We start from the raw sequence: 23,975 nt of genomic DNA, 5'->3' as shown, positions 1-23,975 counted from the left end.
TAGGCCCATACAAAGCTCGCCCGCTAATGCTGCCGCCGGGTGAGATGCTAGCTTCCGGTTTCAGAAGATCATGGCATGCCGGCATTGCGACGCCGGCGTTTCGGTCCAGCTCCGACGGCGTGTCCGCATGAATCGGACAAGGCCTTTCCGGAATGCGGGCAGGCCATGCTCGTTGCGCTCCGTCATCACTCTCCGGCAGGTCGGGGGCAAGCCGCGCTCAGAAAATGGAGGAGCACCGTATGGTGGATTTCAGCGACAGGACGACGGCATGAGCGTCTCCCATGTCCTTCTTGCCGCGCTCGCCTTCTCGGTCGCATTCCCGGTGTCAGGGCCGCACGCTCGACAAGCTCCGGCACCGCGCTCCATCCTCGAAACGGAGCCGCACGATTGGATTGCCGATGTCGTGAGCGACCAGTTGTCCTATCCGTGGGATATCAACCGTTCCGGTGACATGCTCATCCTGACCGAGGCGGGCGGCACCATCGTCATGATCGCGGGCGGAAAATTGACCCGCTACTGGCTGGAAACGTCCGATCCAGTCGTGCACGACGGCGGCGGCGGCCTTCTCGGCATGGCGCTGCCGGATGATTTCCCGCATAGCGGCCTCGCCTATCTCTACCACAGCTACCGCTCAGGCTCCGGCCTGACGAACAAGGTGATCGAGGCGCGCTTCGACGGCCGCTCCTGGCGGGAGACCCGCGTCCTCATCGCCGGCATACCGGGCCATCGGCTCTACAATGGCGGGCGGATCGCCATCGGCCCCGACGGTCATCTCTATGTCACCACGGGTTGGACAGAGAACCCCGCGCGGCCACAGGATCTCGGCAGCCTCGCGGGCAAGGTGCTGCGGATGACGCGCAACGGCGAGGTGCCGGCCGACAATCCGTTCCCCGGCTCCTTCGTGTATTCCTATGGGCATCGCAATCCGCAGGGATTGGCCTGGAGCCGGCGAGGCGAACTGTACGTCTCCGAGCACGGCCAATCGGCGCGCGACGAAATCAACCTGATCCGTCCGGGCGGCAATTATGGTTGGCCCGTCATATCCGGGACCGAACGGCGCGAGGGCATGGAGCCGCCCCTGCTTAGCTCGGGCGGCGACACGTGGGCGCCCTCGGGCATTGCATTCGCCGGTGACGAACTGCTGGTCACTGCCCTTGGCGCTCGCGGCCTGTACGTCTTCGATGAAAGAGCCGGGCGCCTCAAGCCAGTGTTCTCGTCGGGCGAGCGCTTCCGCGACGTCCTCCCCGTAGATGGCCGGCTCTACGTCATCACGACCAACCGCTCGCCGCGGGCGGATGGGCCTTCGAACGGGGATCGCCTGATCCGGCTTTCGCCGCGCCAGTGAAGGCGGCGCGGTCGTTCGCCGACCATCCGCCAGCGCTGCCTGCCGTTGCGGCGAGGCCATACTGTTTCATGAGAACAGCTCATATGGCCATGCAGGATTGATCGGGTACTCACGCCAACAATGCTCGACTAACTTTACGCCGCAATCGTCGTTATTGCATTCGACCCAGAGGATACGACATGAAGATCACTGCCGTGATTGCCTCGGTGCTTGCCATCACTGCCACATCCGCCTTGGCCGAAGGCGACTGCGCCGCCAAGTACAGGGCCGCCTCCGCCACGACCGAACGTTCGCAGGCTGCTGCCAGCCCGGGCGCCGACAGCGCGCCCCGGAACAACGCGACCGTGGCTCTGACGCAGGAGACCGCGCAGACCGGCGCGCCGGCCACGGTGAACCAGTAGCCGGGACCAAGGCGACGGATCGCCGCTCGCGCGGCGGCGATCCTCCCCGCATGGACCACCGTCGGCCGCGTGCTGCGTGATTGTGTAGTGGTGCCGCGCCAGAGAAAGTCGTCATGACCACAAAGCTTTCCCTCACCCTCGCCGCGATCTGCGGCGTGGGGCTCGGAGCCATCGGAATGAACACCCTCGATGCGCAGGGGCGCGATCGAACCGTCGTCCGCATCGCCGAACTGGAGATCGAACCGTCTCAGCTGGACGCCTACAAGGTCGCGGTGAAGGAAGAGATGGACGATGCGATCCGACTGGAGCCGGGAGTGCTCGCCATCTACTCGGTCGCCGAGAAGGACAGGCCGAACAGCCTTCGTTTCTTCGAGATCTACGCCAGCGACGAGGCCTACCTCCTTCATCTGGAATCGCCGCATTTCAAGAAATATGTGGCGACGACGCAGAAGATGATCCGCTCCCGCAAACTGATCGAGACCGCCCCGGTGCAGCTCAGCGCCAAGCCGCGCTGAGGCATGCGTAACGCCCGCCTTCAGGCCGGACGACGATCACTTCATGAAGAGATCAATGATGAACGAGCGTCACCTTCTTCTGTCGGCGTGCCTGACGATGGCCGGGATGCTGGGTGCGGGGGCCATCACGGCCCATGCCGATACGATGTCCACGCCGGCTGCGCCCGCCTACTACGTCGCCGAGTTCGAGGTGGCCGATCGCGACGGCATCCGCCCCTATAGCGAGCGCGTCGCGGCGACCTTCGAGCCCTTTGGCGGGCGCTTCATCGTTCGCGGCGGTCAGGCGGAGGTGAAGGAGGGCGATGGTCCCATCGGCCGCCTCGTCGTCATCGAGTTCGACAGCATCGACAAGGCGCGCGCCTGGTACAATTCGGCAGCCTATCAGGAAATCCTGCCGATGCGGCAGCGCTCGGGCCGCTCCAACACGTACATCGTCCAAGGTCTTCCGAAGTAGATTCTAAACGAGATCCTTCGCGCAACGGCCGATCGAACGCACGCATGATCGTGGGCCTCTCATGCGCGGCCCCTCATGCGCGGAAGGCCCGAGGCCCGCGTCCGCACAGCTATCTCGCGGGACGGAACATCGAACAGGAAACCAGCTATGAAGAAAACAATTCTCGCGGCGTCCTCGCTTGTGCTCGCGGGCGTCGCCCCCGCCTCGGCGCAAAGCATCCAGGTGACGGAGGCCGGCTCCAACCGCTCGATCATCGCACCGGCGCAGAATTTCAGCGGCACGGCCGCCGTCACCCCGCTATTTCCGGGAAATGCGGAGACCCATGCCACCGGCGGCCTCGTCAATTTCACGCCCGGCGCCCGCACCGCATGGCACACGCACCCCGCCGGCCAGATGCTGATCATCACTTCGGGACGCGGCTGGGTTCAGGAAGAGGGACGCGAGCGCATCGTGGTGCGCGCGGGCGACGTCGTGTGGATTCCGGTGGGCGTGAAGCACTGGCACGGCGCCACCGCCTCGGACGCCATGGCCCATATCGCGCTTTCCTACATGAAGGACGGCAACAACGTCACCTGGATGGAACAAGTGACGGACGAGCAATACGCCGCGCCGTAGCCGGCAACGCCGTTCGCTCCCCTCCATCGCTGTGTCTAAGCCGACCCGGCCCGTTTTCAGGGCCGGGCACGCGGCCGCGCGGCATCGGACCTCACCTCACCTGAACAGCGCTGGCCCTGTCGTCCGCGCATCCGAGAAGAACAGTCATGACCGTAACCTACGATTTCACCGGGCACGTCGCGCTCGTCACCGGCGCGTCCTCGGGAATGGGTCTCGCGACGGCCGAGGCCTTCGCCGCCGCCGGCGCCGCCATTGTCCTGTCCGACATCAACGAGACCGCGCTGGCCGCGGCTCGCGAGGCATTCGAACGGGCCGGACACAAGGTCGCGGCGATCGCCTGCGACGTCGCCGATGAAGACCAAGTCGCCCGTCTGGTCGAGCACACCGTCGCGACATTCGGCCGTCTGGATGCGGCGTTCAACAACGCAGGCATTCAGGTTCCTCCCAGCGACGCCGCCGATGAGACCGCAGAGAACTTCGATAGGGTGAACGCCGTCAATCTTCGCGGCGTCTGGGCCTGCATGAAGCACGAACTCAAGCAGATGAGGCAGCAGGGCAGCGGCGCCATCGTCAACTGTTCGTCCCTCGGCGGCCTTGTGGGACTGCCGAGCCGAGCCGCCTATCACGCCTCAAAGCACGGCGTGATAGGCCTCACTCGCAGCGCCGCCCTCGAATATGCTCCGCGCGGTATTCGGATCAACGCCATCTGCCCGGGCACGATCGATACCCCGATGGTTTCCGGCATGCTCGCCGAGCAGGCCGATGCCATGAAGGAGATCCTGCGCGATCAGCCGATCGGCCGCCTGGGGCGTTCGCAAGAGATCGCCGATGCCGTGCTTTGGCTGTGCAGTCCGGGCTCGACCTTCGTGATCGGCCACGCGCTCGCCGTCGATGGCGGATTCACCGCTCATTGAAACGCGACGCCCCGGGACCAGCCGTGTGGAAAGGCATGCGAGGGCGGAAGCGCAGCATACCCAGCGCGCGATGGACGCACTGATTTCGCTCCGGCGCGTTCATCCAAGCATCGTTCTCTCGCGACGCAAAGAGCCAGGGTACCAACCGCGCTCCATTTCGCCTGGCCGGGAGCAACCGTTACCGTTCGATTCATATCTACTTCAATGATGCTCGGACAATTCGGTTGCGGCTGCCATTGCCGCCCCGCAGAACGCATCCGCAATGTCTGCCGGCCGGGCCGCCCGAAACATCGACAGGATCGGCGGCCGTCGATTACCCACCGACATCGGCGCGCCCTCATGAGACATCCTCATGAAGGCGCGCCGATCATCTGGCCGGGCCGCGATACCGTAGCGCGTCGACCAGGGCCACGAAGGCCGGCGAGGATTGCCGCCGGCTGGCATAGTACAGATGATAGCCCTCCCAGGCGGGGGAGTACCGATCGAGCGCGCGCACAAGCCTGCCGTCGGCGATGAAGGGGGAGACGATCTCCTCCGGGATGTAGGACAGGCCGAAGCCGTCCAGCGTTGCCTCCAGCACGTCGAACGTATTGTTGAAGGCGAGCTGCCCGTCGACGCGGATGCGAAGTTCCTTTCCGGCGTCTTCGAACTCCCAGGCGTAGAGCGAACCGGAGCCGGTCAGCCGGAAGTTGATGCAGTGATGCCCGAGGAGATCCTTGGGATGCTCCGGCGTCCCGTGCCGCTCGAAATAGGACGGCGTGCCGACGACGGCGAGGCGCAGATCCGGCGCGATGCGCACCGAGATCATGTCCTTCGCGACCAGTTCGCCGATGCGCACGCCGGCGTCGTAGCGCTCGGTCACGATGTCGGTGAGGCCGTTGTCCAGGGTCAGTTCGACCTTGATATCCGGGTATTGCGGCAGGAAGCCTCGCAACTTCGGCCAGAGGATGTACCGGATGGCATGGTCGGAAGCGGCGATGCGTATGGTACCGGCCGGCTTCTCGCGCAGCGCGTTGAGGGCATCCACCGCCCTTTCGATGTGATCGAAATGGGTGCCGATTCCCTCGATCAACTTGGCTCCGGCCTCGGTCGGCGTGACGGCGCGCGTGGTGCGCGACAGCAGTCGCACGCCCAGCCTCGCTTCCAGCAGCTTGATGGTGTGGCTGAGCGCCGATTGCGAGACCCCCAATCTGGCGGCGGCGCGGGTGAAACTCCGCTCCCGAGCAACCGCGAGAAAGACCTGCAGATCGCTGAGATTCTCTCGACTCATTTCCTGTCTCGCTGTTGGCCTGCCGGGTGCCGGAAAACTGCCGGACCCGCGCATGGCCCTGAGGGAGACCGCAACAGCGGAGCCGCTCCCGAGACGTGCATCCTGGCGATCATGGGATTTTCCTATGGGATTATGCGCTATTTGGCACCGGGCCATTTATGAGATGCGTTCATAGGTTCTAGCGTCGAGCGCCCTCTAATTCCGCCCCCGCATCTGGCCTACTATCGACCTCCTCTAAACTGCGCGCCATCTGTCGATGGCTCGCCATGTCGCCGGTTACGCGGGGAGGTTTTTCCTGCCTCGTTCACCGTGCCGGACGCCTATCGAGGAGCAACGCCGTGGAACTTACGATCAACGGTCAGACGCATCAGGTCGACATCGAGCCGGACACTCCGCTGCTGTGGGTGCTGCGCGACGAACTCGGCATGACGGGCACGAAATATGGCTGCGGGCTCGCCCAGTGCGGGGCGTGCACCGTTCTGGTCCACGGGCAGGCGACGCGCTCCTGCGTGACCCCGGTCGAGACCGTGGCCGGCGCAAAGATCATGACGATCGAAGCGATCGAAACCGATCCGGTCGGCCAGAAGGTCGTCGAGGCCTGGGTGGCACAGCAGGTGCCGCAATGCGGCTACTGCCAGTCGGGGCAGGTGATGGCCGCGACGGCGCTGCTGAAGCAGAGCGCGCGGCCGACCGACGAGGAGATCGCCGGCGCCATGGTCAATCTGTGCCGCTGCGGAACGTATAACGCGATCGCGGCCGCCGTCCGCGAAGCGGCGCAGGCTTGAGGGAGACGCGGCCATGAACGACATGACGGTTCCTGCCCAGGCCTCCTCGACCGGCGCGCCGCTCAACCTTTCGCGCCGTGGCTTCCTCGGCGCCTCGCTCGGTGCCCTCGTGCTCGGGGTCGCGCTCCCCGCACGGCAGGCGCGCGCCCAGCAGGCCGACGCGCCGGCCATCAAGCCCGGCACGCGCGTCAACGCGTTTCTTGAAATCCGCCCCGACGGCACCGTCCTGTTCCGCAGCCCGTTCATGGAGGGCGGACAGGGCATCTTCACGGCACTGGCGCAGATCGTCGGCGAGGAGCTCGACGTCGAGCCGACACAGTTCGTGATGGAGCCGGCCCCTCCCGGCCCCGACTATCTGCTGATCGGCGGCATGCGCTTCACCGGCGGCAGCATGTCGGTGCGGCTGAGCTACGACGCCATGCGCCGGCTTGGCGCCGCCGCCCGCCAGATGCTGCTGCAGGCGGCCGCCGTGCAGCTGGGCGTGCCGCTTGCCGAATTGACCACCGAGCCCGGGCGCGTCGTACACGCGGCGAGCGGCCGAAGCCTCGCTTACGGCGATCTGGCCGGCGCCGCTGCGGCCCTGCCCGTGCCGGAGAATGTCACGCTTCGCGAGCGGGCGGATTTCCGCTGGATCGGCAAGCCGTTCGCCCGGCTGGATATCCATGCGAAAAGCACCGGCAAGGCGCGCTACGCCATCGACCAGACGGTCGACGACATGCTGTATGGCGCGGTCCAGCACGCTCGGCGCCTCGGCATGGAGCCCGGCGACATCTCGAACGAGGCGCAGGTTCGGGCGATGCCCGGCGTGCACTCGGTGCACCGGCTGCCGGGCGCGGTCGCCGTGCTCGCGAACAGCTGGTGGCGGGCCCGTCGCGCGGCCGAAGCTCTGGAGGTGAACTGGACCGAGCCGGCCTCTGGCACCGCGAATGCCATGCCGGCCGATTTCTCGACCGAAGGTCACTTGGCCAAGCTCAAGGCCATGCCGGGTGCCGGGCTCGATTTCGAGACCGAGGGCGATGCGGCGGCGGCTCTGGCCGGCGCGACCCAGAAGGTCGAGGCGGTCTATGACGCGCCCTATCTCGCGCATGGCCAGCTGGAGCCGTCATCGGCGCTGGCGCGCTTCAATGCGGACGGAACGCTGGAGCTCTGGCTGCCCAATCAGGCGCCGGAGATGTTCCAGGCTGATGCGGCCAAGGTGGCCGGCCTTTCGCCCGACAAGGTGATCCTGCATTCGCAGCTGCTGGGCGGGTTCTTCGGGCGGCATTTCCTCTACACCACCGCCAATGCCTATCCTCAGGCCATCCTGTTGGCGAAGGCATCCGGCCGGCCCGTCAAGCTCTTGTGGAGTCGCGAAGAAGAGTTCCTGCGCGATGCGCTGCGTCCCATGGCGGTGGCGCGCTTCCGCGCGGGCCTCGACGCCAACGGCCTTCCGGTCGCCTATGAGGCCGTCGCGGTTGGTGAAGGCCCCGCCGGCCGCTGGTTCGGCCGCAAGACCGACAAGGTGGACAGTTCGTCCGTGGAGGGCATCGCCGGCAAGCCCTACGCCATTCCGAACCGCCGCATCGCCCAGATCCATGTCGACGACCCGATGATCATCGGCTTCTGGCGCTCGGTCGGCCATTCGATGAACGACTTCTTTTCCGAGACGTTCTTCGACGAGATGGCCGACGCCGGCAAGCAGGACCCCTACGCGCTTCGGCTTCGCCTGCTGGCCGACAAGCCGCGCCACAAGGCCCTGCTGGAGGCCGTCGCCGATCTGTCCGGCGGCTGGAAGCGTGGCCCGTTCACGGCGCAGGACGGCACCCGCCGTGCGCGGGGCGTCGCGATGGCGTCGCCCTTCGGCAGCGAGGTGGCGACCATCGCCGAAGTGTCGCTGCGCGACGGCGAGGTCGTGGTCCATGACGTCTGGGTGGCGATCGATCCCGGCAGCATCGTCAACCCGGCGATCATCAACGCGCAGGTGAATTCGGCGGTCGCGCTGGGCCTGTCCTCCGCGCTGTTCGAGGAAGCGGTCTATGCGGAGGGCGTGCCGCGGGCGCGCAACTACGATGGCTACCCGATCCTGCCGCCCGACCGCATGCCGAAGGTGCATGTGCGCATCGTCGAGAGCGGCGCGCCGATGGGCGGCATCGGCGAGCCCGGCGTGCCGGGCGTGCCGCCGGCGGTGGTCAACGCGGCGTCCGTGCTGACCGGCAAGCGCATTCGCAGCCTGCCGCTGTCCAAGCAGAGGCTGAGCGCCGGCGAAGGCTGATCCATCGCGGATCTCTTTCATCCCCGCTCATCCCCCGTCCGGGCGCGCCAGCCGCGCCCGGAGACGCTTTCGATCAGAGGTTGGCCGTGAAGAAGCTGGCTGCATTCGTCGTCCTCGCCGTTCTCGCCGTCGGGGCGGGATACTGGTTCGCCACCCGCATTCCGGCCTCGCCCTTCGACAGCGTCGGTTCCGCCACGGCTCCCCTGCCGGTCGAGCGCGGCGAATATGCTGCCCGGCTGGCGGATTGCGTGGCCTGCCACAGCACCGAGGGAGGCAAGGCGTTCACCGGCGGCCTCGCCATGGGCACGCCGCTGGGCACGATCTTTTCCACCAACATCACGCCGGACCGCGAGACCGGCATCGGCGGCTACACGCTCGCGCAGTTCGACAATGCGGTACGCCGCGGCGTCGCGCCCGATGGGCGCCGCCTGTATCCGGCCATGCCGCATCCCTCCTACGCGAAGATGAGCGACGACGACGTGCGCGCGCTCTACGACTATTTCCTGCATCACGTGCCGGCGGTGCGGCAGGAGAACCGCCCGACGACCATCGCCTGGCCGCTGAACATGCGCTGGCCGCTGGCGTTCTGGAACCTCGCCTTCGCCGATGCCGGCAGCTATCGGCCAGCCCCCGCCCATGACGAGATCTGGAACCGGGGCGCCTATCTGGTGCAGGGTCCCGGGCATTGCGGCAGCTGCCACACCCCGCGCGGCCTCGCGCTCCAGGAGGTGGCGTTGGATGAGCGCGACCCGCGCTTCCTGTCCGGCGCCCTGCTCGACGGTTGGTACGCACCCAGCCTGCGCAACGATCACAATACCGGGCTCGGGCGCTGGAGCGAGGAAGATGTCGCGACCTTCCTGAAGGACGGCCGGAACCAGCACGGCGTGGTGTTCGGCTCGATGATGGAGGCCTTCAACAATTCCACCCAGTTCATGACCGACGGCGATCTCGCGGCGATCGCCCGCTATCTCAAATCGCTGCCGGGCGATGCCGCGCGGGACGGCGCGCCGTGGAGCTATCAGGCCGCAGCCGCGCCGGCGCCGGCGGGACCGATGGCGTCGGGAGCGCGGATCTATGCCGCGCGCTGCGGCTTCTGCCACGGCAGCGACGGGCGCGGCCGCAACGAATGGATTTCGCCGCTCGCGGGCGCCAGTTCCGTGCTCGCGCTGGAAAACGCCTCCGTGATCAACATCACGCTGAACGGTTCCGGCCGCGTGGTCGCCGCCGGCGTGCCCGACGCCTATCGCATGCCGGCACTGCGCGACCAGTTGAGCGATGGTGAGATCGCCGATGTGCTGACCTTCATCCGAGGCTCCTGGGGCAACAGGGCCGCGTCGGTCACGGCGGAGGAGGTTCGCACCTTGCGCGAGCTCACCAACGCCGCAAGCAGCGATCCGATCGTCCTGCAAATGCGGTGAATGGCTGCGCCGGGGAAAGCAACCATAGGGCAAACAGCGTGAACGCCACCGATCTCGTGAACCGCCGCGGCGCTCTTGCGGCAGGGGTCGGATACCTCCTGGCCTCGCAATCGGCTCGCAGTCAAACACGCGGAAATCCCAACGACCAGACGCCGACCGAGATGAAAATCCGCATGCGCTTTGCCGATCGCGTCATGACCGCGACGCTGTACGACAATCCATCGGCCCGCGATTTCTATGCGATGCTGCCTCTGGACCTCGCGATCAAGGATTACGGCTCGAACGAGAAGATCGCCTATCTCCCCCGCAAGCTGACCGAGGAAGGCAGCGGCCGCTTCGACAATGAGCGGCCCTATGACCTCTGCTATTTCATGCCCTGGGGAAACCTGGCCATGTTCCATGCCGACTACAAATATCCTGGGCTCATTCGCCTGGGGCGGTTCGACGACGGGTACGAGGCCCTCCACGTCACGGGCGAGTTTCCGCTTCGCATCGAACGCAAGCAGGCCAACTGACCCTCGCCCGCTCTCGCTGTGCCGGACTGGAGTTCTGCCGATCGAGGCTTCCACGTGCTGGTGGACGGTCGCCACCCGATGGGTCAGACGAGCAGCGATCCGAAAACCACCCCGGTGAAAGCCTTCAATGGCGCGTCGCTCTTGTCGGCGCGCATGCGCTGCCGTCGCGGCGCTGCGCGCGTCGGATATCAGCTGGACCTATTTCAGCCCCCCGTGGTGATCGAGCCCGGCGAGCGCACGGGCACGTTCCGCCTCGGCGCCGACGATGCCGTCAGGGACGCGGAGGGCAGGAACCACATATCCTTCGAGGACCACGCGGTCGCGCTGGTCGACGAGCTGGAAAGGCCCCGGCACGAGCGGACGCGTTTCACGATCGGCTACTAGCTACAAGGGCCATGCCGGACGGCATGGCGGCGTTTCTTCCCCGAACGAAGGCCGGCCAAGGGGGGGCGAAACGAGAGGGCGGCCTATCCGCGCGCCTGCATCGCGCCGGCGACGCCCGAACCCAGCGTGTCGAACCGGCCACCCGCATAGATCAACGGCTGCAACGGCGTCTCGGGCAGATGGATCGCCACCACCTTGCCAAGGAAGATGCTGTGGCTGTGCACCGTGACCTTGCCGTCCAGCTTGCAGTCGAAGCTCGCCAGCGCGCCCATCAGCGCCGGAGCCCCGGTCGCCAGGGTGCGCCATTCATGGGTGCTGAACCGCATGTGCCGGAGGGCGGCGGAACTGAAGGCCTTGGCAAGCTCCATTTCCGGCTCGGCCAGCAGGTTCACGCAGAACGCGCCGGACTTGTCGATGACGTCGTGGCAGGAGACGTCGCGGTTGACGCAGACCAGCAGGGTAGGCGTCGGCTCGGCGGCGACCGAGGTGACCGAGGTCGCGACGAAACCGTGCGGATGGCCGTCCTCGACCGTCGTGATCACCGACACGCCGGCGGCGAGGCGCCGCATGCCCTGCTTGAAATGAGACGGCTCGATCATGGCAAACTCCACTTCGCAGTTCGTCCGGCCGTGCGGGGCCGGAACTGCGGAAAAGGGAGCGCAAGTCGCGTGCCACGTCGCCGGCCCAGGAAAAACACCGCGATCGCGGCCCGCGTCTCGCCCGCGCTGCGACAAATGTCGCTGATGTGAGACGGCTGGGCCTGCCGGACGAGGCGCCGGACAGGCTAGGTCGCACGGGGTGTCGTGGCGAGAAATCGAGTATCGGAGCGGCTTCCCGACAGGCGAACGCGCCGGAACCGCTCCGCGCCCGCGGACGCGGAAACCATGGCACAGCTCTTGCGCTCTTGTTGGCTCTTGCGGTCTCCCCGCACCCCTTTCGTTGTGAGAGCATGGTCATGACCATCAACGTCAACCCTGTCGCCGACATCATCGCACCGCTGCCCAAGCAGCTTCTGATCGACGGCAAGTTCGTCCCCTCGCTGTCCGGCAAGACCTTCGAGACCCGCAACCCGGCGACCGGCGAACTGCTGGCCGAGGTGTCCGAGGGCGACAAGGCCGACATCGACCTCGCCGTCGCCGCCGCTCGCCGGGCGTTCACCGGCCCGTGGAGCCGCTTCACGCCGTTCCAGCGCCAGCAGCTGCTGCTGCGCTTCACCGATCTGGTGGAAAAGCATTTCGACGATCTGGCGCTGATCGACGTGCTCGACATGGGCGCCCCCATCACCGCCATGAACGCCCGCCGGCAGCGTGCGCTCGCCCTGCCCCGCTTCTATGCCGGCATGTGCACGGTGATCAGCGGCGCCACGCTGCCGAACTCGATGCCCGGCGAGGTCTTCACCTACACGCTGAAGGAGCCGGTCGGCGTGGTCGGCGCCATCACGCCGTGGAACGCGCCGCTGACCTCGACCATCTGGAAGATCGCCCCGGCGCTGGCCACCGGCTGCACGCTGGTGCTGAAGCCCGCCGAGGACGCCCCGCTCACCGCGCTTCGGCTCGGCGAGCTGCTGCTGGAAGCCGGCGTGCCGGAAGGCGTCGTCAACATCGTTCCCGGCTTCGGCCACACCGCCGGCGACGCGCTGGCCCGCCACATGGACGTCGACAAGGTGGCGTTCACCGGCTCGGATGCGACCGGACGCAAGGTGATCGAGGCCTCGCGCAGCAACATCAAGCGGGTGACGCTGGAACTCGGCGGCAAGTCGCCGGACATCATCTTCGCCGATTGCGACATGGACGCCGCCGTGGCCGGCGCCGGCATGGGCGTGTTCGCCAATACCGGGCAGATCTGCTGCGCCGGCACACGCCTGCTGATCCAGCGGCCGATCTATGAGGAGTTCGTGTCGCGCGTCAGCGCCTATGCGAAGTCGCTCAAGGTCGGCAACGGCCTCGACCCGGCGACCCAGATCGGCCCGGTGGTGAACGCCGCACAGCTCAAGCGCGTCACCGGCTACATGGATATCGGCCTCGAGGAGGGCGTCACCGCCACCACCGGCGGCAAGCGCATGACCGACGGCGCGCTGAAGGACGGCTATTTCTTCGAGCCGACCGTGCTCAGCGGCGTGACCAACGACATGCGCATCGCGCAGGAGGAGATCTTCGGCCCGGTGGCCGCCGCCATCCCCTTCGACACGCTGGAGGAGGCCGCCGCGATGGCCAACGACACGGTGTTCGGCCTCGGCGGCGGCGTGTGGACCACCAACGTCACCACCGCCCACCGCATGTCGAAGGCGATCCGCGCCGGCACGGTGTGGGTCAACACCTATGGCGGGCTCGATCCGGTGGTGCCGTTCGGCGGCTACAAGACCAGCGGCTACGGCCGCGAATCCGGCGTCGAGCACCTCGAGGCCTATCTCGAAACCAAGTCGGTGGTGATGAAGCTCGGCTGAGACGGCGTCGCGCAAACAACGGGCCCGGCGAGCGGAAAGCGCTCGCCGGGCCCGTTCCGTTTGAGCGCTACTGCCGCGCGTCGCGGGGGATGACCCGTCGCACCGCCAGCGCGATCACCAGCGCGGCGACGGTGAGCATGACGAAGGCCGCGCGCATCCCGAACGAATGCGCCACGAAGCCGATGACGGGCGGCCCGAACAGCCCGCCGCCATAGGCGATGGTCACCGTCATGGCGATGCCGGCATTGGGCGGGATGCCGGGCATGCGCCCGCTCAGCGAGAACAGGATCGGCACCAGATTGGCGATGCCGAGACCGGCGATGGCGAAGCCGGGCAGCGCGGCGAGCGTCGTCGGCGCCAGGACGATGATCGCCACGCCGAGAAAGGCGATGACGCCCGAGCACTGAATGGTGGCGACGGCGCCGAGCCGGCGGGTGATCCGGTCGCCGAGCAGCCTGCCGGTGGTCATGGCGAGCGAGAAGGCCGCGACACCATAAGCCGCCTGCGCCGGCGCCGACTGGGTGGCCTGCACCAGATAGAGCGCGCCCCAGTCGATCAGCGCCAGCTCGGTGATGAAGGCGAGCACGGTCAGCACGCCGATGCCCAGCATGGTGAGGTTCGGCAGGCGGAACACCGAGGTGTCGGCCGCCTCGCGCACATAGGCGTCCGGCAGCCAGAGCCACGGCGTCGCCGCCAGCGCGAGCGCCACCAGCACGAGGCTGGCAAGGCCGAGGCCGGAGGGTATGTCGAGGCCGAGCCCGATCAGCGCGCCGCCGGACAGCGCACCCGCGACGTTGCCGAGGCTGAAGAAGGCATGCGCCGACGACATGATCGGCCGCCCGAGCTCGCGCTCCAGCGCCGAGGCGTGCGAGTTCATGCACACGTCGAGGAAGCCGAAGCAGACGCCGATGAAGTAGCCGGAGGCCGCCAGCAACGGCATGGTGACGCCGAGCGCCGGGCCGAAGCTCGCCACCGCGAAGGCGATGCCGGCCAGCGCACCCGCGCGCAGCGGCCCGAGCCGCGGCCGGAGAAACCCCGCTGCCGGCATGCCGCACAGGCAGCCGAGCGTCACGCACAGCAGGACCAGCCCGACCTCGGCGTCATCGAGGCCGGCACGGGCCTTGAGGATCGGAATATAGGTGGCCCACAATGTCAGGCCGGTGCCGCCGACGAAGAATATGGCACTCACGGCCACGCGCGAGGCGAACAGGGCTCGCTGCTCGTGCGCGACGGATATTTCACTCATGCTGCTTCCCATTCAACACCCGGCCGGCGATGCCGCCCGTCGTCGCGTCGCTACGGCATGATGCATGCCAGTCCCCGCCGCGCCGGCCGCACTCATGGCCCGGCAACGGCCTGCTGGCAAACGCCGCGTATCGGCATGAGGGATACGGGGGCAACGCCCGTCGGTCCCGCGCCCGTGTCTCGCGATTTTCGCACGAGTCTCACGCCCCGGCGTGAGATGGGGCGCCCGCAAACCGCCGTGCCGCAACGCCTGCCCGCGCCGGACCGGAACTTGCTGGATACCCCGCCGCAGTGCACCGGCGGGGAAGAGACATGTACGACTACATCATCGTGGGCGGCGGATCGGCGGGCTGCGTGCTGGCCGCGCGCCTGTCGGAAGACCCGTCGGTATCGGTGCTGCTGCTGGAGGAAGGCCCGCCCGACCGCTCGCCGGCCATCCATCTGCCGGCCATGGTCTATAAGACCGCGACCGGCAACCTGCTCCAGCGCATTCCATGGGAGCCCGCCAACGGCGCCGCGGCCGGCGTCGAGAACCCCTATATGGTGCAGGCCCGCGTGCTCGGGGGCGGCAGCTCCGTCAATGCCATGGTCTATGCCCGCGGCATCGCCAGCGATTTCGACGGCTGGGCAGCGGACGGCGCCGACGGCTGGGACTATCGGGGCGTGCTGCCCTATTTCCGGCGGGCGGAGAGCAACGACACCTTCTCCGACGACGCGCATGGCACGGATGGTCCACTCTGGGTGTCGAGCCAGCCCTCCCCGCACCCTCTCACCAAGGCGTGGCTGCGGGCCTGCCAGGAATTCGGCATCCCGCCGGCCGCCGACTTCAATGGCGGCACGCAGTCCGGCTGTGGTCTCTACCAGATCAACGCCCGCAACGGCCGGCGCGCCTCCACCGCCGTGACCTACCTCCATCCGGCCCGCAAGCGCCGCAATCTCACGGTCCGCACGGGCTGCCGGGCGACGCGGATCGTGCTCGACGCAGGGCGCGCGGTCGGCGTCGAGTTCCTCGGGCGCGGCTCGCGCGTCGAGACGGCCCGGGCGGAGCGCGAGGTGATCCTCGCGGCGGGCGCGCTCCAATCGCCGCGCCTGCTGCTCCAGTCCGGCATCGGGCCGGCGGATCAGCTGCGCCGTGTCGGCGTCGAGGTGCGGCATGATCTTCCCGGCGTCGGCCGGGGGCTTCAGGACCATATGGACGTCTACATCGTGCATGAGCTCGACGGGGTGGAGAGCTACGACGTCTATCGCCGCTTCCACCGCAAGCTGCTGGCCGGGTTGCAATGGCTGCTGTTCCGGCGCGGACCTCTCTGCTCCAACCTCATCGAGGGCGGCGCCTTCCTTTCCGGCCACCCGTCCGTCGCCGAGCCGAACCTGCAATTCTTCTTCCTGCCCGGCACCGGCGTCGAGGAAGGCGTGCAGCCGGCGGCCGGCGCCTGCGGTACCACGATGAACATCTGCCTGACCCGGCCGCGCTCGCGCGGTGTCGTCGAGCTCACCTCGGCCGATCCGCTGGCGCGGCTGCGCGTGGCGCCGAACTATTTCGCCGAGCCGTTCGACCTCGACTGCATGGCCGAGGGCATAAGGCTGGGACAGGAGATCATGAGCCAGCCCTCCATGGCGCGTCTGCTCGCCCGCGAGCAGATCCCCGGCCGCCGCCTCGCGACGGTGGAGGAGCGACGCGACTATGTGAGGCAGCGCGCACAGGGCGCGCTGCACCCGGTCGGCACCTGCCGGATCGGCAGGGATGCGCGCGCCGTGGTCGACCCGGCGCTGCGTGTTCATGGCATCGAGGGGCTTCGCGTCGCCGATGCCTCGGTCATGCCGACCGTCCCCTCCGGCAACACCAATGCCGCGACCATCATGGTGGCGGAGAAGGCGGCCGACCTCCTGCGCGGCATCGGCGCGACGGCGGTATCGCATGCCGTCTCTCGCCCATTCGTCGCGGCGTGAGACTCCCTGCGACAATCCGTCGAAAGCCGCGCCTTCAAGATGACAAGTATCTGATATAGCTTACTAATATTCTTAAAATGCGCGCTGGCATGCCTCTTGCTGAACTGGCGGGTAGTCGTGATTTCGAAACAATGCCAGATCAATCAAGGGGAACAGCATGGTGGACTCGCCTGACCGGCGCCCGTTCGGGCCCGCGAACATTCTCCGTAACGACGTCCTGTCGCGCCGCAGCTTCCTCGGCTCGTCGCTGGCGCTCGGCGCGGGCGCCATGGCTGGCGCCACGCTGGGCTCCTGGCCCGGCCCGGCGGGCGCAGCGGTCGGCGGTGACCTTGAGATCATGGCCTGGGAAGGCTTCACCCTCGACAACGAGCTCAAGGCCTGGCGCGAGGCCAACAAGGTCAAGGTCAACGCCGCGATCATCAGCACGCAGGACGACGTGCACGCCAAGCTGATCGGCACCAGCCCGGTGCGCCTCGACCTCGCGGAGTATTCGCAGGGCTTCGAGCGCTTCTATGTCGACGAGCTGAAGATCGTGAAGCCGCTGGACATCGCCAAGGTGCCGAACTTCACCGCCGCGAACATCTATCCGCAGTTCTACGAGGCGCCGACCTGGTACTGGAACAACACGCATTTCGCGGTTCCGTGGATCTGGGGCCTCAACGCCCTCGTCTACAACCCGGCGATGACCAAGCCGATCACCTCCTACAAGGATCTGCTGGCGCCGGAGCTGAAGGGCAAGCTGACCTTCTGCGACGACACCATCGCCACCTGGCCGATGATCGCCCGCCTCGCCGGCTTCGGCTCGAAATTCCCCAACATCTCCAAGGACGAGCTGAAGGTCGCCTTCGAGGGTCTCGCCCCCTATCGCGACCAGTGCCGCGTGTTCGGCTCCTCGAATGGCGACGTCATCTCGCTGTTCGCCTCGGGCGAGATCGCCGCCTGCTTCTCGGTGTGGAGCGGCACGCCGGTGGAGACCGCCAAGCGCGGCATCAAGACCATCTACACCGTGCCCGAGGAAGGCGCGGTGATGTGGTGCGACGCCTGGTTCATGCCGATCAGCGCGCAGAACATCGACACCGCCTATGCGTTCATGAGCGAGGCCGTCGCCGCCAAGACGCAGGCCGAGGTCGCCAAGGCGGTGAATGGCGGGGCGGTCAACCAGCACGCCTCCGCGCTGATGGACGCCGATACCAAGGCGCTGTTCGACTACAGCAACCTGCCGGAGGTGTTCCGCAAGTCGCCGCTTCAGGGCCAGCCGCCGCGCGTCTCCGACACCTACGCAACCTATGACGAGTGGACGCAGGCCTGGACCGATTTCAAATCGTCGTTCTGACGCGACGGCCGGGCGCGCGACCCGGCCTTTTGACCGCCGCACACGGAGAGCGAATTGCGAATGCTGAAGAGCAGCCGTCGCGAGGCGATGGGGCTGGCGCTGGCCACCCCGTCGTTCCTCTTCCTTCTGATATTCTTCATCGTTCCCACGCTTCTCCTGTTCGTCTGCAGCTTCTGGCTGGCGCAGTCGTTCCGGCTGATCCCGGCCTTTACCTTCGACAACTACACCCGCGCGCTCTCGGCGGGCGGGTTCTACGCGCTGACGTGGAACGCGCTGAAGAACGGCCTGTGCACGGCGGTACTGACCGTCGGCCTCAGCTTTCCGGCGGCCTATTTCATCGTCTACCGCACCCGCGGCAACCTGCTGTTCTACCTCATCCTCGTCTCGTGGTTCTCGAGCTACCTGGTCCGCATCTATGCGTGGCGGGTCATCCTCGGCTCGAACGGGCTGATCAACACCACGCTGATGCAGCTGGGGCTGATCAGCGAGCCGCTGGAGGTGCTGCTGTTCAGCCCCTTCGCGACGATCCTCACGCTGACCCACATCATGCTGCCCTTCGGGCTGCTGCTGCTCGTCTCGGCGCTGCGCGACGTGAAGACCGACTATATCGAGGCCGCGCGCGACCTAGGCGCCAGCCAGATCGAGGTATTGACCAAGGTCATCCTGCCCATGTGCTACAAGGGCGTGGTCGGCGCCTTCATGTTCACCTTCGTCATCTCGGCCGGCGATTTCGTCACCCCGCAACTGCTGGGCGGGCGCGATGGCATGACGACGGGCATCCTCATCGCCAACCAGTTCCGCACCGCCGGCAACTGGCCGTTCGGCGCCGCCATGGCCTTCCTGATGCTGGCCGCCTTCCTCATCGTCTACCTCGCCTTCGTGCGGCTGCTCGACCTGCTGCGGCTCGCCCCTGGCCGCCGCTTCCACGATTGAGACGCGTCGTCACGCCGGCGCACGGAGGTCCCATGCTGCGCTTCTATGTCTGGCTCTACGTGGCGTTCCTCTATGCGCCGATCGCCGTCATCACGCTGTTCAGCTTCCACTCCTCGCCCAGCCTCACCTTCCCGTTCGAGGGAGTAAGCCTGCGCTGGTACGAGAAGATCTTCTCCGACACCACCTTCATGACCTCGCTGCAGAACAGCCTGATCGTCGGCGCCTCGACGGCACTGGTCACGACGGTGCTGGGCTCGCTCACCGCGCTCGGCCTCGCGCGACTCAAGGGGCGCATCCAGACCTTCTTCGGCCTGCTCGCCTTCGGGCCAGTGGCTCTGCCGGGGTTGTTCCTCGGCATCGCGCTGGTGATGCTGTTCTCGCAGATGGGGCTGCAGCGCTCGCTGCTCACCGTCACCATCGCGCATGTGCTGTTCACCCTGCCCTTCTTCATCGAGGCGGTGCGCTCGCGCATCGAGTATTTCGATCTCTCGCTGGAGGAGGCCGCGCGCGATCTCGGGGCGACGCCGATGCAGGCCTTCCGCCTCGTGACGCTGCCGATCATCGGGCCCACCATCGGCGGCGCGGCGATCCTGTCCTTCGCCCTGTCCTTCGACGAATTCATCATCACCGTGTTCGTCAGCGGCAACGACACCACCCTGCCGCTGACCATCTGGTCGATGATGCGCCGCGCCGTGAGCCCGGACATCAACGCCGCCTCCGTCATTTCGCTCGGCCTGTCGATCGGCGTCATCCTGATCGGCGGCCTTCTCGTCTGGTACCAGCGCCGCACGGCGCTGAACGCACGCGCCAGGGACACGCAAGCATGAGCCTACCGAACATCGTCGAACTCTACGGGGTGACCAAGGCCTTCGGCGCGCTCACCGTGCTGCACGACATCGACCTGTCCATCCAACAGGGCGAGATCCTGACCCTGCTCGGGCCGTCTGGCTGCGGCAAGACCACGCTGATGCGCCTCATCGCCGGCTTCGAGCCGACGACGCACGGGCGTGTTATCATCGAGGGGGTCGACGTCTCGAACCTGTCGCCGGACCAGCGGCCGGTGAACATGGTGTTCCAGCGCTACGCGCTGTTTCCCCATCTCGACGTATTCGACAATGTGGCCTTCGGCCTGCGGCTGAAGAAGTGGCCGAAGGACCGCATCCGCGAGGCGGTGCAGCACATGCTGCATCTCGTCCAGCTCGGCGAGTATGGCAGCCGCTGGATCCACGAGCTGTCCGGCGGGCAGGCCCAGCGGGTGGCGCTGGCGCGGGCGCTGGTCAACGCGCCGAAGGTGCTGCTGCTCGACGAGCCGCTAGCCGCGCTCGACCTGAAGATCCGCCACCACATGCTGGCCGAGCTCAAGCGCATCCACCGCGAGACCGGCACCACCTTCATCTATGTGACGCACGACCAGGACGAGGCCACCATCCTGTCCGACCGCATCGTGCTGATGAACAGGGGCCGGATCGAGCAGATCGGCACGCCGGAGGAGATGTACGCCCATCCCCGCTCGCTGTTCTGCGCCCGCTTCCTCGGCGAGACCAACATCCTTTCCGGCGCGGTGAGCGCCTGCGACAGCGATCTCACCCATGTCGCGGTCGGACGTGGCACGGTGAAGGTCCCCGCCAATGGCAGCGCCGTCTCGGTCGGCCAGAACGTCTCGCTGGCGATCCGCCCGGAGGCACTGCAGGTACGCCGGCGCCAGGGGCTGGGCGAGACGACGGAGAACGCGCTGGACGGCGTGGTCGAGGACGTCGTGTTCATGGGCAGCCGCGTCGTCTATTCGATCCGCACCCCGGTCGAGACGCTCAAATTCCAGGAAACCCGCTCGGTGGACGGCAGCATGCTCGCGCCGGGCGAGGAAGTGCGCGCCTCCTGGCGGCCGGATGCGGCGGTGCTGCTCACCCAGTGATCCCGGCTCTCGCCGGGCGTCTCAGCCCGGCGAGACGTCTCAGCGGCGCGACGTCTCACCGCGTCCGGCCGCCGCGGCGTCCTCTTCGTCAATATCATTGATTTTATTGATCTTTTTATTCTGGCACGCCGATTGCGCAAGGGAATTCACGCGGCACTCGGTGCCGCGGGGCACCGCCGGAGGCGGTCCGTAGTGAAACCGTAGCGACACCGCCGGAGCTTAGCGAGCGGGTCGCGTCAGGGAGAGGCAGATGGATCTCGGGCTTTTCATGCAGCCGCTTCACGACCCGAAGCGCAGCATCACCGACATGCTGGATGAGGACCGTCAGGCCGCCATCCTCGCCGACAGACTCGGCTATGCCGAGGTGTGGGTCGGCGAGCATTACTCGTCCAGCATCGAACCCATCGTGAACCCGCTGCAGTTCTTCGCCTCGCTGATCGACGCGACCAGGAACATCAAGTTCGCCACCGGCGTGCTGGCGCTGCCGCAGCACCATCCCGCCAACATCGCCGGCGACGTGGCGCAGCTCGATCACCTCTGCAAGGGCCGGCTCATCATGGGCATCGGCCCGGGCGGCCTCGCCAGCGACTTCGAGCTGTTCGAGATCGGCGACAAGAACCGCGCCGAGATGCTCGTGGATTCGCTGGAGATCATCCACAAGATCTGGGCCTCCGACGCGCCCTACAACATCAAGGGCAAGTACTGGCACATCAAGATCGAGGACACGGTGATGCCGAAGCTCGGCTTCGGCCCGATGGCCAAGCCGTTCCAGAAGCCCTACCCGGAGGTCGCCATCTCGGCGATGACGCCCAATTCCGGCAGCGCCCGGCAGGCCGGCATGCAGGGCTGGGGCTTCGTCTCGGCCAACTTCATCCAGGCCTGCTGGGCGAAGTCACACTGGGAACAGTACGTCATAGGCTGCGAGAAGGCCGGGCGTGCACCCGACCGCAACAAGTGGCGCGTGGCCCGCTCGATCCTCGTCACCGACACCGATGCCGAGGCGGAGGCCTATCTGGCCTCGGAGGGCAACTCCCACGCCTGGTACTACGACTTCGTGCTCGACGACATGCGTACCTACAACATCCTGCCGGTGTTGAAGCATGACCCGTCCATGGCGGACGAAGAGGTGACGCTGAAATACTGCATGGACACGATGATCATCTCGGGCTCGCCCAAGAGCGTGCTCGATCAGCTCGTGGCGCTGGTGGACTATCTCGGCGGCCCGTTCGGCACGCTGCTCCAGGGCTTCAAGGAATGGGACGACCCGGCCTTCCAGCAGAAGTCCATGCGTCTGCTGGCGCAGGACGTGATGCCGAAGCTCAACGACTATTGCCGCTCGAAGATCGCCGCCGAATGACGCGCCTGCTCCCGCGCGCCACGCCCGCGGGAGCGTTCTCGCCTTTGCCCACCCTCAGTTCATGATGTGACCCAATGACCGACACTTCCATCAAGCGTCTCGACTCCAACGGCCGGCTCTCGCGGGTCGTTGTCGCCAACGGCACCGTCTATCTCTCCGGCATCACCGCAAAGGTGAAGGCGCCCGATGTCGCCGCCCAGACCACCGATGTTCTGGCACAGATCGACGCCCATCTCGCGCAGGTCGGCATCGACAAGACGCGGCTGCTGCGCGTCAACATCTGGCTGCACGACATGGGCCACTTCGACGCCATGAACCAAGTGTGGGACGCGTGGGTCGACAAGGACAATGCGCCGGCTCGTGCCACCGTCGAGTCCCGTCTCGCGGGGCATGGCACCAATCTCGTCGAGATGATGGCCACCGCCGTCCTGTGAACCCTGTAATGGCCGCCACCGGGTCCTCGCGGCCCGGAGGCGGCGGGAGCCGGAAGATGAGTGCAACCTCCGCCGGCGCCGCCGCCTCCTGGTGGCTGGCCGACGCGCTTGCCGACGAGGGACGGGTACCGCCCGCCCCGGCGCTGGCCGGCGTGGCGCGCGCGGATATCGCCATCGTCGGCGGCGGCTTCGTCGGCCTGTGGACCGCGCTCGCCCTGCGCGCCCGCCGCCCGGACCTCTCCGTCGCGCTGATCGAGCGCGACATCTGCGGTGCCGGTACCAGCGGCAAGAATGCCGGCAAGGTACATGGCTACTGGACGAGCCTGCCGCGTCTGGCACGCCTGCTCGGGGCGGACGCGGCATGGGAGATGGCGCGTCTCGGCTCGCGTGCGCAGGATGCGCTGCGGAGCTTCGCCGCCGGCTGCGGGCGCGACATCTGGTGGCGCGAGGGCGGCGGCCTCAAGGTCTCGGCCGCGCCGGCGCAGGACACCGCCATCGACGCCGCCGCCAGGGCCATGAGCACGCTGGGCGCGGAACGCTATGCCCGCCGGCTCTCCCGCCACGAAGTGCGCGACATCTGCCGGTCGCCATCTTTGCGCGAGGGGATCTTCTATGCCGAGGAGGCCACGGTGCATCCCGCCCGGCTCGCCCGCGCCCTGCGCGCGGCGGCGTTGGACGCCGGGGTCGCCCTCCATGAGACGACGCCGATGCGGCGGCTGGTCGTCGACAACGGCACCTGCCACATCGAGGTGCCGGATGGCTCGCTGACCGCCGGCCGCGTGGTGCTGGCCAGCAATGTGCACCAGATCGGCCAGCTCGCGACACTCGACGCCGGCCTGAGCCGGCGCTTCATGGCGTTCTCCAGCTATGCGCTGATGACCCAGCCCGTGCCGGAGCGGCTGGAGGCCATCGGCTGGACGTCGCCGGTCAGCATCGTCGATGCGCGCTCCTTCCTGCACTATTCCCGCCGCACCCCGGACGGACGCCTGCTGATGGGCACCGGCTCCGGCCCCATCGCCCGTGGCGGACAGGTGGAGGCGGCGGCGATGACCCGCGACGCCGCCTCGCTGGCCCGCTGCGAGCGCGGCATCGGCCGGCTGTTTCCCGCGCTCGCGGGCGTGCCGGTCGCGGCGCGCTGGGGCGGAGCGCTCGATGTGTCCTCCGACCGTTTTCCCGTCGCCGGAAGCTGCGCCGGCGGGCGCGTCGCCTACGGGTTCGGCTTCTCCGGCCATGGCGTCAATCCGAGCTGGATCATCGGCCAGTGTCTCGCCTCGCTCGCGCTCGGGCAGAAGGACGAGTTCACCCGCTCGCCCTTCTGCACGCGGGCGCTGCCCGGCCTGCCGCCGGAGCCGGCCCGCTATCTCGGCGGCTGCGCGATCCGTCGCGCGATTCTTGCCTGCGAGGAGGCGGAGGAGGACGAGCGGCGCGCCCCGGCGCTCGCCCGTGCCGTCGCCGCCCTGCCAAGCCTGTTCAATCTCACCATCGGAACGCGTTGACGGAG

23 protein-coding genes are annotated in these 23,975 nt (G+C 67.3%); 20 read left to right on the top strand and 3 right to left on the bottom strand.

The annotated features are described in order from the left end of the window. Positions 1 to 268 precede the first annotated feature (268 nt). The 6 genes from KHC28_RS13855 (at position 269) to KHC28_RS13830 (ending at position 4,244) form a co-directional block, all read left to right on the top strand. Complete coding sequence (locus tag KHC28_RS13855; RefSeq protein ID WP_214008918.1) at positions 269 to 1,345, top strand: PQQ-dependent sugar dehydrogenase; 1,077 nt, start codon at positions 269 to 271, stop codon at positions 1,343 to 1,345. Positions 1,346 to 1,524: 179 nt separating this feature from the next. Next, positions 1,525 to 1,746 (top strand): hypothetical protein, encoded by a 222-nt coding sequence (locus KHC28_RS13850; RefSeq protein WP_214008917.1) that lies wholly within the window; start codon positions 1,525 to 1,527, stop codon positions 1,744 to 1,746. 113 nt (positions 1,747 to 1,859) lie between these two features. After that, positions 1,860 to 2,261, top strand: a complete 402-nt coding sequence (locus tag KHC28_RS13845; protein WP_214008916.1) for a putative quinol monooxygenase — start codon at positions 1,860 to 1,862, stop codon at positions 2,259 to 2,261. A 55-nt stretch (positions 2,262 to 2,316) separates the two neighbouring features. After that, positions 2,317 to 2,715: a DUF1330 domain-containing protein gene (locus tag KHC28_RS13840; RefSeq protein ID WP_214008915.1), complete on the top strand. Its 399-nt coding sequence runs from the start codon at positions 2,317 to 2,319 to the stop codon at positions 2,713 to 2,715. 147 nt (positions 2,716 to 2,862) lie between these two features. Further along, on the top strand, positions 2,863 to 3,330 hold the full coding sequence (locus tag KHC28_RS13835; RefSeq protein ID WP_214008914.1) for a (R)-mandelonitrile lyase: 468 nt from the start codon (positions 2,863 to 2,865) through the stop codon (positions 3,328 to 3,330). Positions 3,331 to 3,476: 146 nt separating this feature from the next. Further along, the gene (locus KHC28_RS13830) at positions 3,477 to 4,244 is read left to right on the top strand and encodes an SDR family oxidoreductase (RefSeq protein ID WP_214008913.1); all 768 of its coding nucleotides are present in this window, start codon (positions 3,477 to 3,479) and stop codon (positions 4,242 to 4,244) included. A gap of 367 nt (positions 4,245 to 4,611) precedes the next feature. Here the strand turns inward: KHC28_RS13830 and KHC28_RS13825 are convergent, their stop codons facing one another. Next, complete coding sequence (locus tag KHC28_RS13825) at positions 4,612 to 5,514, bottom strand: LysR family transcriptional regulator (protein ID WP_214009053.1); 903 nt, start codon at positions 5,512 to 5,514, stop codon at positions 4,612 to 4,614. 338 nt (positions 5,515 to 5,852) lie between these two features. On the opposite strand from KHC28_RS13825, the gene KHC28_RS13820 reads away from it, so the two are divergent. The 5 genes from KHC28_RS13820 (at position 5,853) to KHC28_RS13800 (ending at position 10,867) form a co-directional block, all read left to right on the top strand. Next, positions 5,853 to 6,299: a (2Fe-2S)-binding protein gene (locus KHC28_RS13820; protein WP_312893186.1), complete on the top strand. Its 447-nt coding sequence runs from the start codon at positions 5,853 to 5,855 to the stop codon at positions 6,297 to 6,299. Positions 6,300 to 6,312: 13 nt separating this feature from the next. Further along, complete coding sequence (locus KHC28_RS13815) at positions 6,313 to 8,550, top strand: xanthine dehydrogenase family protein molybdopterin-binding subunit (protein ID WP_214008911.1); 2,238 nt, start codon at positions 6,313 to 6,315, stop codon at positions 8,548 to 8,550. Positions 8,551 to 8,636: 86 nt separating this feature from the next. After that, a complete protein-coding gene (locus KHC28_RS13810) occupies positions 8,637 to 9,968 on the top strand; it encodes a c-type cytochrome (RefSeq protein WP_214008910.1) in 1,332 nt (443 codons plus the stop codon). Between the two features lie 38 nt (positions 9,969 to 10,006). Next, the gene (locus tag KHC28_RS13805) at positions 10,007 to 10,483 is read left to right on the top strand and encodes a cyclophilin-like fold protein (protein ID WP_376772688.1); all 477 of its coding nucleotides are present in this window, start codon (positions 10,007 to 10,009) and stop codon (positions 10,481 to 10,483) included. 54 nt (positions 10,484 to 10,537) lie between these two features. After that, positions 10,538 to 10,867, top strand: coding sequence for an NAD(P)-dependent oxidoreductase (locus tag KHC28_RS13800; RefSeq protein WP_246564750.1), 330 nt, complete (start codon positions 10,538 to 10,540; stop codon positions 10,865 to 10,867). An 83-nt stretch (positions 10,868 to 10,950) separates the two neighbouring features. Here the strand turns inward: KHC28_RS13800 and KHC28_RS13795 are convergent, their stop codons facing one another. Continuing rightward, entirely contained in the window at positions 10,951 to 11,466 is a 516-nt protein-coding gene (locus KHC28_RS13795; protein ID WP_214008909.1) for a flavin reductase family protein, read from the bottom strand. A gap of 356 nt (positions 11,467 to 11,822) precedes the next feature. Here KHC28_RS13795 and KHC28_RS13790 point away from each other — a divergent pair, with 356 nt between their 5' ends. Next, positions 11,823 to 13,310 (top strand): aldehyde dehydrogenase family protein, encoded by a 1,488-nt coding sequence (locus tag KHC28_RS13790; RefSeq protein WP_214008908.1) that lies wholly within the window; start codon positions 11,823 to 11,825, stop codon positions 13,308 to 13,310. Between the two features lie 67 nt (positions 13,311 to 13,377). On the opposite strand, the gene KHC28_RS13785 is transcribed toward KHC28_RS13790, so the two are convergent. After that, positions 13,378 to 14,556: an MFS transporter gene (locus tag KHC28_RS13785; RefSeq protein ID WP_214008907.1), complete on the bottom strand. Its 1,179-nt coding sequence runs from the start codon at positions 14,554 to 14,556 to the stop codon at positions 13,378 to 13,380. Between the two features lie 311 nt (positions 14,557 to 14,867). Between KHC28_RS13785 and KHC28_RS13780 the strand changes: the two genes are divergently transcribed. From KHC28_RS13780 to KHC28_RS13745, 8 genes are all read left to right on the top strand, one after another. Beyond that, on the top strand, positions 14,868 to 16,505 hold the full coding sequence (locus tag KHC28_RS13780) for a GMC family oxidoreductase (RefSeq protein WP_214008906.1): 1,638 nt from the start codon (positions 14,868 to 14,870) through the stop codon (positions 16,503 to 16,505). A gap of 157 nt (positions 16,506 to 16,662) precedes the next feature. Further along, a complete protein-coding gene (locus KHC28_RS13775; protein WP_214008905.1) occupies positions 16,663 to 17,838 on the top strand; it encodes an ABC transporter substrate-binding protein in 1,176 nt (391 codons plus the stop codon). Positions 17,839 to 17,898: 60 nt separating this feature from the next. Further along, on the top strand, positions 17,899 to 18,771 hold the full coding sequence (locus KHC28_RS13770) for an ABC transporter permease (protein WP_214008904.1): 873 nt from the start codon (positions 17,899 to 17,901) through the stop codon (positions 18,769 to 18,771). A 32-nt stretch (positions 18,772 to 18,803) separates the two neighbouring features. Beyond that, positions 18,804 to 19,598 (top strand): ABC transporter permease, encoded by a 795-nt coding sequence (locus KHC28_RS13765; RefSeq protein WP_214008903.1) that lies wholly within the window; start codon positions 18,804 to 18,806, stop codon positions 19,596 to 19,598. Further along, entirely contained in the window at positions 19,595 to 20,683 is a 1,089-nt protein-coding gene (locus KHC28_RS13760) for an ABC transporter ATP-binding protein (protein WP_214008902.1), read from the top strand. The genes KHC28_RS13765 and KHC28_RS13760 overlap by 4 nt, the downstream gene beginning before the upstream one ends. A 250-nt stretch (positions 20,684 to 20,933) precedes the next feature. Continuing rightward, positions 20,934 to 22,040: an LLM class flavin-dependent oxidoreductase gene (locus KHC28_RS13755; protein WP_214008901.1), complete on the top strand. Its 1,107-nt coding sequence runs from the start codon at positions 20,934 to 20,936 to the stop codon at positions 22,038 to 22,040. A gap of 74 nt (positions 22,041 to 22,114) precedes the next feature. Beyond that, complete coding sequence (locus KHC28_RS13750) at positions 22,115 to 22,474, top strand: RidA family protein (RefSeq protein ID WP_214008900.1); 360 nt, start codon at positions 22,115 to 22,117, stop codon at positions 22,472 to 22,474. Between the two features lie 56 nt (positions 22,475 to 22,530). Beyond that, positions 22,531 to 23,970 carry an NAD(P)/FAD-dependent oxidoreductase gene (locus KHC28_RS13745; RefSeq protein WP_214008899.1) on the top strand — a complete coding sequence of 480 codons (1,440 nt, stop codon included), beginning with the start codon at positions 22,531 to 22,533 and terminating at the stop codon, positions 23,968 to 23,970. The last annotated feature ends 5 nt before the right edge of the window (positions 23,971 to 23,975 follow it).

It is taken from the genome of Ancylobacter sonchi, from assembly GCF_018390695.1.
GTDB lineage: Bacteria > Pseudomonadota > Alphaproteobacteria > Rhizobiales > Xanthobacteraceae > Ancylobacter > Ancylobacter sonchi.
The sequence above is the reverse complement of the archived record's forward strand: the minus strand, read 5'-3'. Positions and strand labels throughout refer to the sequence as shown.

What these genes read in the sequence shown, in the direction of transcription:
- KHC28_RS13855 (WP_214008918.1), top strand. Translation starts at nt 269, where the DNA reads ATGAGCGTCTCCCATGTCCTTCTTGCCGCGCTCGCCTTCTCGGTCGCA.
- KHC28_RS13850 (WP_214008917.1), top strand. Translation starts at nt 1,525, where the DNA reads ATGAAGATCACTGCCGTGATTGCCTCGGTGCTTGCCATCACTGCCACA.
- KHC28_RS13845 (WP_214008916.1), top strand. Translation starts at nt 1,860, where the DNA reads ATGACCACAAAGCTTTCCCTCACCCTCGCCGCGATCTGCGGCGTGGGG.
- KHC28_RS13840 (WP_214008915.1), top strand. Translation starts at nt 2,317, where the DNA reads ATGATGAACGAGCGTCACCTTCTTCTGTCGGCGTGCCTGACGATGGCC.
- KHC28_RS13835 (WP_214008914.1), top strand. Translation starts at nt 2,863, where the DNA reads ATGAAGAAAACAATTCTCGCGGCGTCCTCGCTTGTGCTCGCGGGCGTC.
- KHC28_RS13830 (WP_214008913.1), top strand. Translation starts at nt 3,477, where the DNA reads ATGACCGTAACCTACGATTTCACCGGGCACGTCGCGCTCGTCACCGGC.
- KHC28_RS13825 (WP_214009053.1), bottom strand. Translation starts at nt 5,514, where the DNA reads ATGAGTCGAGAGAATCTCAGCGATCTGCAGGTCTTTCTCGCGGTTGCT.
- KHC28_RS13815 (WP_214008911.1), top strand. Translation starts at nt 6,313, where the DNA reads ATGAACGACATGACGGTTCCTGCCCAGGCCTCCTCGACCGGCGCGCCG.
- KHC28_RS13795 (WP_214008909.1), bottom strand. Translation starts at nt 11,466, where the DNA reads ATGATCGAGCCGTCTCATTTCAAGCAGGGCATGCGGCGCCTCGCCGCC.
- KHC28_RS13790 (WP_214008908.1), top strand. Translation starts at nt 11,823, where the DNA reads ATGACCATCAACGTCAACCCTGTCGCCGACATCATCGCACCGCTGCCC.
- KHC28_RS13785 (WP_214008907.1), bottom strand. Translation starts at nt 14,556, where the DNA reads ATGAGTGAAATATCCGTCGCGCACGAGCAGCGAGCCCTGTTCGCCTCG.
- KHC28_RS13780 (WP_214008906.1), top strand. Translation starts at nt 14,868, where the DNA reads ATGTACGACTACATCATCGTGGGCGGCGGATCGGCGGGCTGCGTGCTG.
- KHC28_RS13775 (WP_214008905.1), top strand. Translation starts at nt 16,663, where the DNA reads ATGGTGGACTCGCCTGACCGGCGCCCGTTCGGGCCCGCGAACATTCTC.
- KHC28_RS13770 (WP_214008904.1), top strand. Translation starts at nt 17,899, where the DNA reads ATGCTGAAGAGCAGCCGTCGCGAGGCGATGGGGCTGGCGCTGGCCACC.
- KHC28_RS13765 (WP_214008903.1), top strand. Translation starts at nt 18,804, where the DNA reads ATGCTGCGCTTCTATGTCTGGCTCTACGTGGCGTTCCTCTATGCGCCG.
- KHC28_RS13760 (WP_214008902.1), top strand. Translation starts at nt 19,595, where the DNA reads ATGAGCCTACCGAACATCGTCGAACTCTACGGGGTGACCAAGGCCTTC.
- KHC28_RS13755 (WP_214008901.1), top strand. Translation starts at nt 20,934, where the DNA reads ATGGATCTCGGGCTTTTCATGCAGCCGCTTCACGACCCGAAGCGCAGC.
- KHC28_RS13750 (WP_214008900.1), top strand. Translation starts at nt 22,115, where the DNA reads ATGACCGACACTTCCATCAAGCGTCTCGACTCCAACGGCCGGCTCTCG.
- KHC28_RS13745 (WP_214008899.1), top strand. Translation starts at nt 22,531, where the DNA reads ATGAGTGCAACCTCCGCCGGCGCCGCCGCCTCCTGGTGGCTGGCCGAC.